6 protein-coding genes are annotated in these 7142 nt (G+C 72.3%); 3 read left to right on the top strand and 3 right to left on the bottom strand.

The annotated features are described in order from the left end of the window. Positions 1-16: 16 nt before the first annotated feature. A complete protein-coding gene (locus Q7A36_RS21550) occupies positions 17-1897 on the bottom strand; it encodes a putative bifunctional diguanylate cyclase/phosphodiesterase (RefSeq protein WP_305105811.1) in 1881 nt (626 codons plus the stop codon). Between the two features lie 284 nt (positions 1898-2181). Between Q7A36_RS21550 and Q7A36_RS21545 the strand changes: the two genes are divergently transcribed. Beyond that, positions 2182-2703 (top strand): hypothetical protein, encoded by a 522-nt coding sequence (locus tag Q7A36_RS21545; RefSeq protein ID WP_305105810.1) that lies wholly within the window; start codon positions 2182-2184, stop codon positions 2701-2703. A gap of 2 nt (positions 2704-2705) precedes the next feature. Next, positions 2706-4709, top strand: coding sequence for a TonB-dependent receptor plug domain-containing protein (locus tag Q7A36_RS21540; RefSeq protein ID WP_305105809.1), 2004 nt, complete (start codon positions 2706-2708; stop codon positions 4707-4709). Between the two features lie 328 nt (positions 4710-5037). On the opposite strand, the gene Q7A36_RS21535 is transcribed toward Q7A36_RS21540, so the two are convergent. Beyond that, positions 5038-5415: a rhodanese-like domain-containing protein gene (locus tag Q7A36_RS21535; RefSeq protein ID WP_305105808.1), complete on the bottom strand. Its 378-nt coding sequence runs from the start codon at positions 5413-5415 to the stop codon at positions 5038-5040. A gap of 30 nt (positions 5416-5445) precedes the next feature. Continuing rightward, positions 5446-5844, bottom strand: coding sequence for an MAPEG family protein (locus Q7A36_RS21530; protein ID WP_305105807.1), 399 nt, complete (start codon positions 5842-5844; stop codon positions 5446-5448). A gap of 92 nt (positions 5845-5936) precedes the next feature. Here Q7A36_RS21530 and hemW point away from each other — a divergent pair, with 92 nt between their 5' ends. Then, on the top strand, positions 5937-7103 hold the full coding sequence (gene hemW / locus Q7A36_RS21525; RefSeq protein WP_305105806.1) for a radical SAM family heme chaperone HemW: 1167 nt from the start codon (positions 5937-5939) through the stop codon (positions 7101-7103). Positions 7104-7142 lie beyond the last annotated feature (39 nt).

Genomic DNA, 7142 nt, shown 5'->3' with positions numbered 1-7142 from the left:
CTGGCTGGGCGATGGGCTATGCCGCGATCTGCCGGCTGAAGAAGATGCGGAAATCCTCGGCCGGCATGGGCTTGCCGAAGAGGTAGCCCTGGACCTCGCCGCAGCCCTCGGCGAGCAGCAGGCGGGCCTGATCGTCGGTCTCGACGCCCTCGGCATTGGCGCGCACGCCGAGGCTGCGGGTGATGCCGACGACGGCGCGCACGATCGCCTCGGAGTTGACGTTCTGGCCGAGGCTGCGGATGAAGCCGCGGTCGATCTTGATCTTGTCGAAGGAGAACTTCTGCAGGTAGCCGAGGCTGGAATAGCCGGTGCCGAAGTCGTCCATGGCGATCTTGACGCCGAGCCGGCGCACCCGGTCGAGCATGGCCAGCGTCTCGTCGGTGTCGCGCAGCAGCACGCCCTCGGTGATCTCGAGCTCGAGCCGCGACGGCCGCAGCCCGGTGGTGGCCAGCGCCGCCGCGACGGCCTCGTAGAGCCCGGGCAGGCGGAACTGCACGGCCGAGACGTTCACCGCCACGCCGAGTTCCTCGGGCCAGGTCACGGCCTGCCGGCAGGCCTCCTGCAGCGTCCAGGCGCCGATCTGGGCGATCAGCCCGGTCTCCTCGGCGAGCGGGATGAAGGCGTCGGGCGGCACGTTGCCCCGCCCGGGGCAGGTCCAGCGCAGCAGCGCCTCGGCACCGATCACCCGCCCCGTGGGCAGGTCGATCTGCGGCTGGTAGTGCAGGCGGAACTCGCCTTCGCCGAGGGCGCGGCGGAGATCCGCCTCGAGGGCGCGGCGCTCCAGCAGGCGCTGGTTCATCTCGGTGGCGAAGAAGCAGAAGTCGCCGCGGCCCTTCTCCTTGACCTGGTAGAGGGCGAGATCGGCGTTCTTGAGCAGTTGCTGCGGCTCGTCCGCCTGGTCCGGCTGCGACAGGGCGATGCCGATGCTGACGCCGACGGTAACCTGCTGGCCATCCAGGTCGACAGGCGGCTCGATGGCCGCGATCAGCCGCCGCGCCAGCACCTCCGCATCCTGCGCCTGGGCGACCCGCGGCTGGATGACGGCGAACTCGTCGCCGCCGAGGCGGGCGAGGGTGTCGCTGTCGCGCAGGCAGGCGGTGAGGCGGCGCGAGACCTCGCGCAGCAGCTTGTCGCCGGCCGCATGGCCGAGGGTGTCGTTGACCTCCTTGAAGCGGTCGAGGTCGAGGCAGAAGACCGCCAGCGGCTGGCCGTTGCGGCGCGACAGGGCCAGGGCCTGGCGCAGCCGGTCGCCGAAGATGCCGCGGTTGGGCAGGCCGGTCAGCAGGTCGTGGGCGGCGAGGTAGGCGGCGCGGTCGAGGGCGCGCTGCAGCAGCCGCAGCGGGACGACCCGCAGCACCACGAAGATGGCGCCGCCGAGCAGGGCCGAGGCCAGGGCGAGGGCGAGCGCGATGCCGAGTTCGGCCCGCACCGAGCGGGCGGCCTCGGTCTCGCCGAGCAGCGTGCCGGCGTCGTGGATCGGGGCGCGCCAGGTCAGGACCGGCCAGGCGAGTTCGGCCTCCTCCGCCGCCTCGAGGACGAGGCGGCCATGGGCGTCGAAGACGCGCCGCCGCTCGGCGGCGCGGCCCGAGGCTGCCTCGGCGGGGGTTGCGATGCGCAGCCCGTCGAACTCCCAGAAGGCGGGGTTCTGCCGCGCCAGTTCGACCACCTCGGCGGCATGCAGCGTCGCGCTGGTCTCGAGCGCGCCCTGCAGGCGGCCATGGGCGGCGAAGAGGTAGGCGGCCGGCAGGGTGAGGGCGATGACCAGCGCGGCCAGGCCGGCGAGCAGGGTGACGACCTTGGCCACGTCGGCGGCGGGCGTCTTGACCGTCATGCGCTGCGACAGGAGGGCCCAGGCCTGAGGCAGGAGGCGCGGCAGGGCGAGAGCGGGGAACGACACGGGACACCTCGGCGAAAACAGCGCGGCGTTGCTGCCGTTGTTCTATGCGAGGATGCTGCCCGCCTCACCCCCGGGCCGGCGGCTGCGGTGCCTCCAAGAGCGGGAGCAGGCCGCGAGGCATCGTCTGCGGCGGACTGCGCTGGGAAAGTTCTACCATTCGTGCTATGCGAAAATAACGGTGCGGGTGGGGGAAGGTCTCCGTCCCGTTCGCCTTCCGCCCTCCAGCCCATGGTATGCGAAAAATGGCTGCCCGCACCCCCAGAGACCGTGGGACCGGATCCCCGATGGGCATTGCCGCCCTGTGCGGGCTCATCGCGCTCTGCCTCGGCGCCCCGCCCGCCACGGCCGAGACCACGGCCCGCGACCTGCAGGTCCTCGCCCGGGCCCTGGGCTTCCTCGACCGCGCGCCCAAGGGCACGGGCGAACTCGGCATCGTCTATCCCGCCGCCTCGCCGGCCGCGAAGGCCGAGGCCGAGCGGGTGGCCGCCCTCTGCGGCGATGGCCTGCGCGCCGGCGCCCTGACGCTCCACCCGCGGCTGGTGCCGGCCGAGGCCGCCGGGCAGGCGCAGGTGGCCGCGCTGCTGCTGACCGAGGCCGCGCTGCCCGAGGCCGGGCAGATCGCCGGCGCGCTTGCCGGCCGCGGCATTCCGCTCATCGCCACCACGCCCGCCGCGCTCGACGGCAACCGCGTGGTCATGGCGGTCCGCAGCGAGCCGCGGGTGGAGATCCTGGTCAGCCGGGCCGCCGCCCAGGCCGCGGGCGTCACCTTCTCCGCCGCCTTCCGCATGATGATCCAGGAGCGCTGAGCATGCGCGCGCAAGTCCCCGCCCCGCATCGGACGCGCCGCGCCGCGGCCGCGCTCGGCCTCCTCGCCCTAGCCGCCGGCGGGCCCGCGATGGCGCAGGGCCTCGACTACGGCGCGCTCGAGGCGCTGTTCGAGGAGCCCGTCACCACCAGCGCGACGGGCAAGCCCCAGCGCGCCTCCGAGGTGCCGGTGGCGATGGACATCATCACCGCCGAGCAGATCCGCAGGTCCGGCGCCCACGACATCCCGACCGTGCTCGCCCGCTACACCTCGCTCGATGTGCAGCAGTACAACGAGCACGACTTCTCCGTCGGCGTGCGCGGCCTGACCACGCAGCAGAATTCGCGCCTGCTGGTGCTGGTCGACGGGCGGCAGGTCTATTTCGACGACTACGGCCGCACCGACTGGCACATGATCCCGGTGCAGCTCGGCGAGATCCGGCAGATCGAGGTGGTGCGCGGCCCGAACACGGCCCTCTTCGGCTTCAACGCGGTCGCCGGCGTGATCAACATCGTCACCCTCAACCCGGCCTATGACCGCGTGAACAACGCGACCGTCCGGCTCGGCACGCATGGCTACAAGGAGTTCTCCGGCGTGGCGACGGCGCCGCTCGGCGATGGCGGCGGCGTCAGGCTCTCCGCCGGGGCGCGCGATAGCACACCCTGGCTCAGCGGCTTCCTGCCCGGCGAGAGCGGCCGCGACCTGCGGAGCGAGCCGGAGCGCTACCAGTTCGCCGCCAATACCGTCGCCAAGGTGGCCGAGGGCGTGCAGGTCTCGCTGGACGGCAGCTATGCCCGCTCGCTGGCACCCGATCTCGCGCTGACCGGCATGCTGACCCGCTTCGACACGCGCGCCTTCAGCATCCGCGGCCGCGTCGCGGCCGAGACGGGGATCGGCCTGGTCGAGGCCTCCGCCTACCACAATGGCCTCGACATGACGGCGCGCAGCCTGTCCGTCGCCATCAACCAGGCGGTCACCGTGCTGCAGCTCAGCGACACGGTGAAGCTCGGCGCCAGCCACACGCTGCGGCCCTCCTTCGAATTCCGCCACAACGCGCTGGATACGGGGCATGGCAGCATTGTCGGCTACAAGGTCGCCGCATTCGGCGCCATGTGGGACTGGGCAATCACCGACACCCTGGACCTGACGCTCGCGGGCCGCCGGGATCAGGTCTGGCTGGAAGGCGAGGGCTACAACAGCCCCGTCACACCCAACCGGAACGCGCTCTACGACCGCGCCTTCGGCACCTTCGGCTACAATGCCGGCCTGGTCTGGCGCCCGACCCCGGACGATTCCGTCCGGCTCACGGCCTCGCGCGGCATCGGCATGCCGAGCCTGGTCGATCTCGGCCTGCAGATGGTCTATCCGCAGTTCTCCTATGTCGGCAATCCGAACCTCAAGCCGACCGTGGTCGACAACTACGAGATCGGCTACCGGCGGCGGGTCGCGGCGCTCGATGCCAGCTTCGGCGTGACCGCCTTCCACCAGGTCAACCGCGACATGAGCAGCACGCTCTTCGCGCTCCGGCCCGCGCGGAATCCGGGGATCAGGGGGCTGTCCTTCGAGGCGCGGACGATCCCGACCCTCACTGTTTCCGGCCTCGAGCTCTCCGGCAAGGGCAAGCTCGTCCATGGCTTCGACTGGGGCGTGGAGTACCGGCTGGCCGCGGTCGCGGGCGACCTCGATCCGACCGTCACCTTCGATCCGAAGCACGCCTCGCCGCGCCACCTCGTCTCCAGCCGGCTCGGCTGGGGCCAGGGACCGTTCCAGGCCGACCTCTTCCTCCGCTACGCCAGCACCGCGGGCGGCTGGCGTGCGGTGAGTCAGAAGTTCACCTATGTCACCGTGGACGACTACGCCTCGGCCGGGGCCCGGATCGCCTATCGCTTCGCCGAACGCTTCACCCTGGCGCTCGAAGGCTCGAACCTGCTGAGCGAGAAGCAAAGGCAGTCCATCGGTCTCGAGGCCCGGCGCTCGGTCTATGGCTCGCTCCGCGTCGACTTCTGAGCTCGACCTTACGGCGGCTTGGCGTTCAATACTGCACGCAAGGCGGCTCGACCGAGGCGGGGGTGCGGTGGCCCTCGTACGTCCGGTCAGCCCCCGGAGCTGGACCGGTTGCGGACGCAGCCCTCCGCCTCGATGACCTGCCGGACGGTGGCCGAGGTCATGGCGGAGCTGCGCCCGGTAGACGCCGGCGCGGATCCCGAGACCCTGCGCCCGCCGGTCGACAACCAACCGCGGCACGCGATTCCGTGGGGCCGTCCACCCCAACCAAGGTGGGGTTCGGGGAGGAAATGCCTTCCTCCCCGACCTTGCCTTTTTCCCGGATGGCCGCTCAGGCCTTCTGCACCTCGCCGCCGGCGGCGACCCAGTCCTTGAAGCCGCCGAGGTTGCGCACGTCCTTGTAGCCGAGTTCCTGCAGCAGCTTGCCCGCCAGCGCGGCGCGGCCGCCGGAGGCGCAATAGGTGATCACCACCGGCTTCTGGAAGGCCGGGTTGCGCTCCGGGCTTTCCGGGTCGGCGCGGAATTCCAGCAGCCCGCGCGGGATCGGCAGGGCGCCCGGGACGGTGCCGCTCGCGGCCAGTTCCGGCGGCTCCCGCAGGTCGATGAACACCGCCTCGCCCTTCGCGTGCAGCGCCTTCGCCTCCTCGGCGCTGATCCGCGGCACGGCGGCATTGGCGGCGGCCAGCATGTCCTTCACGGTGGTCGGCATGGCATTCCTCCTCGGTTGCTCGGCGGCAGCCTATCCGAAGGCATCGGCGAGGACGAGGCCGAGCAGCGCGGCGGCGCCGACCCCGAGCACGGTGACGGTGAGCGCCATGCCGACGACCCGCAGGCGGAGTGATTCCGGCTCCTGGCTGATCCCCCGCGCATGCACCACCCGGCCGGCGAGGAAGACGGTGCCCAGCGCATGCACGCCCCAGAGGGGCAGGCCCATCCCCTCCAGCAGGCCGAGCAGGATCAGGCCGAGAGGCACGTATTCCGCGCAATTGCCATGCGCGCGCACGGCGCGCTCCACCAGCCGGTGGGGCGTGCCGAGCACGACCTGGTAGCGCTGCCGCAGCCGGATGACCCGGAGCGAGAGGGCGAGGAAGAGCAGCGCGAAGAGCGCGGCATAAAGCGAGGTGGCGGGCAGCGGCATGGGCTCAGCCCGCCCGCCCCGCCGGGGCCGCGCCGGGCGGCGCCGCGACTCCCCCTTCGACAGACGGCCCCGGCATCGCCATATCCCCCTCCGTGAGCGAACCCCTTGCCCTCTACATCCACTGGCCGTTCTGCCGTGCCAAGTGCCCCTATTGCGACTTCAACAGCCATGTGCGGGAGCGCATCGACCAGGCCGCCTGGCGCGACGCGCTGCGGCGCGAACTGGCCGGGGAGGCGGCGCGCGCCAACGGGACGGGGATGCGGCGACCCCTGGCCAGCATCTTCTTCGGCGGCGGCACGCCGAGCCTGATGGACCCGGCCACGGTCGCCGCGCTGATCGAGGATGCGCAGTCGCTCTTCGCGGCGCCGGAGGGGCTCGAGGTCACGCTCGAGGCGAACCCGACCAGCGTGGAGGCGGCGAAGCTCCGCGACTTCCGCGCGGCGGGGGTGAACCGTCTCTCGCTCGGCGTGCAGGCGCTGGACGGGGCGGCGCTGCGCTTCCTCGGCCGGCAGCACGATGCGGGGGAGGCGGTGGCGGCGCTGGAGCTGGCGCGGGCGACCTTCCCCCGCCTCTCCTTCGACCTGATCTATGCCCGCCCCGGCCAGGCGGAGGCGCCGTGGCGGGAGGAGCTGCGGCGGGCGCTGGCGCTGGCCGCCGACCACCTCTCGCTCTACCAGCTCACGATCGAGCCGGGCACGCGTTTCGCGACGGAACATGCCCGCGGCGCCTTCGCCTTGCCGGAGGATGACGAGGCCGCCCGCCTCTACTATGCGACGATAGAGGAGGCGGCGCGCTTCGACCTCCGGCCCTATGAGGTCTCGAATTACGCGAAGCCCGGCGCCGAGAGCCGGCACAACCTCGTCTACTGGCGCTATGGCGACTATCTCGGCATCGGCCCGGGGGCGCATCAGCGCCTGTGGCTGGATGGCGCATTGCTGGCGGCGCGGCGGCACCGCGCGCCGGAGGAATGGCTGGCCCGCGTCGCGCGCGACGGTCATGCGCGGACCGAGGAGGTGGCGCTGGCGCCGGAGGACCGGGCGCGGGAGGCGCTGCTGATGGGCCTCCGCCTCGCGGAAGGCGTGGATCCGGCGAGGCTCGCGGCGCGGAGCGGACTGACGCTGGCCGAGGCGGTGGACCCCGCCATGCTCCTGGCCTGCCTGGAGGAAGGCTACCTGGAATGGCGCGCGGACGGGCGCCTCGCCGCGACCGGGGAGGGCCGGATGCGGCTGGACGCCATGCTGCCGGTGCTGCTTCGCTAGCGCGTCCGGCGCCGCGCCCCCACATGGCGCTGCGCTGTC

Origin of the sequence: Paracraurococcus lichenis (assembly GCF_030657435.1) — a bacterium.
Classification (GTDB): Bacteria; Pseudomonadota; Alphaproteobacteria; order Acetobacterales; family Acetobacteraceae; genus Paracraurococcus; species Paracraurococcus lichenis.
The sequence above is the reverse complement of the archived record's forward strand: the minus strand, read 5'-3'. Positions and strand labels throughout refer to the sequence as shown.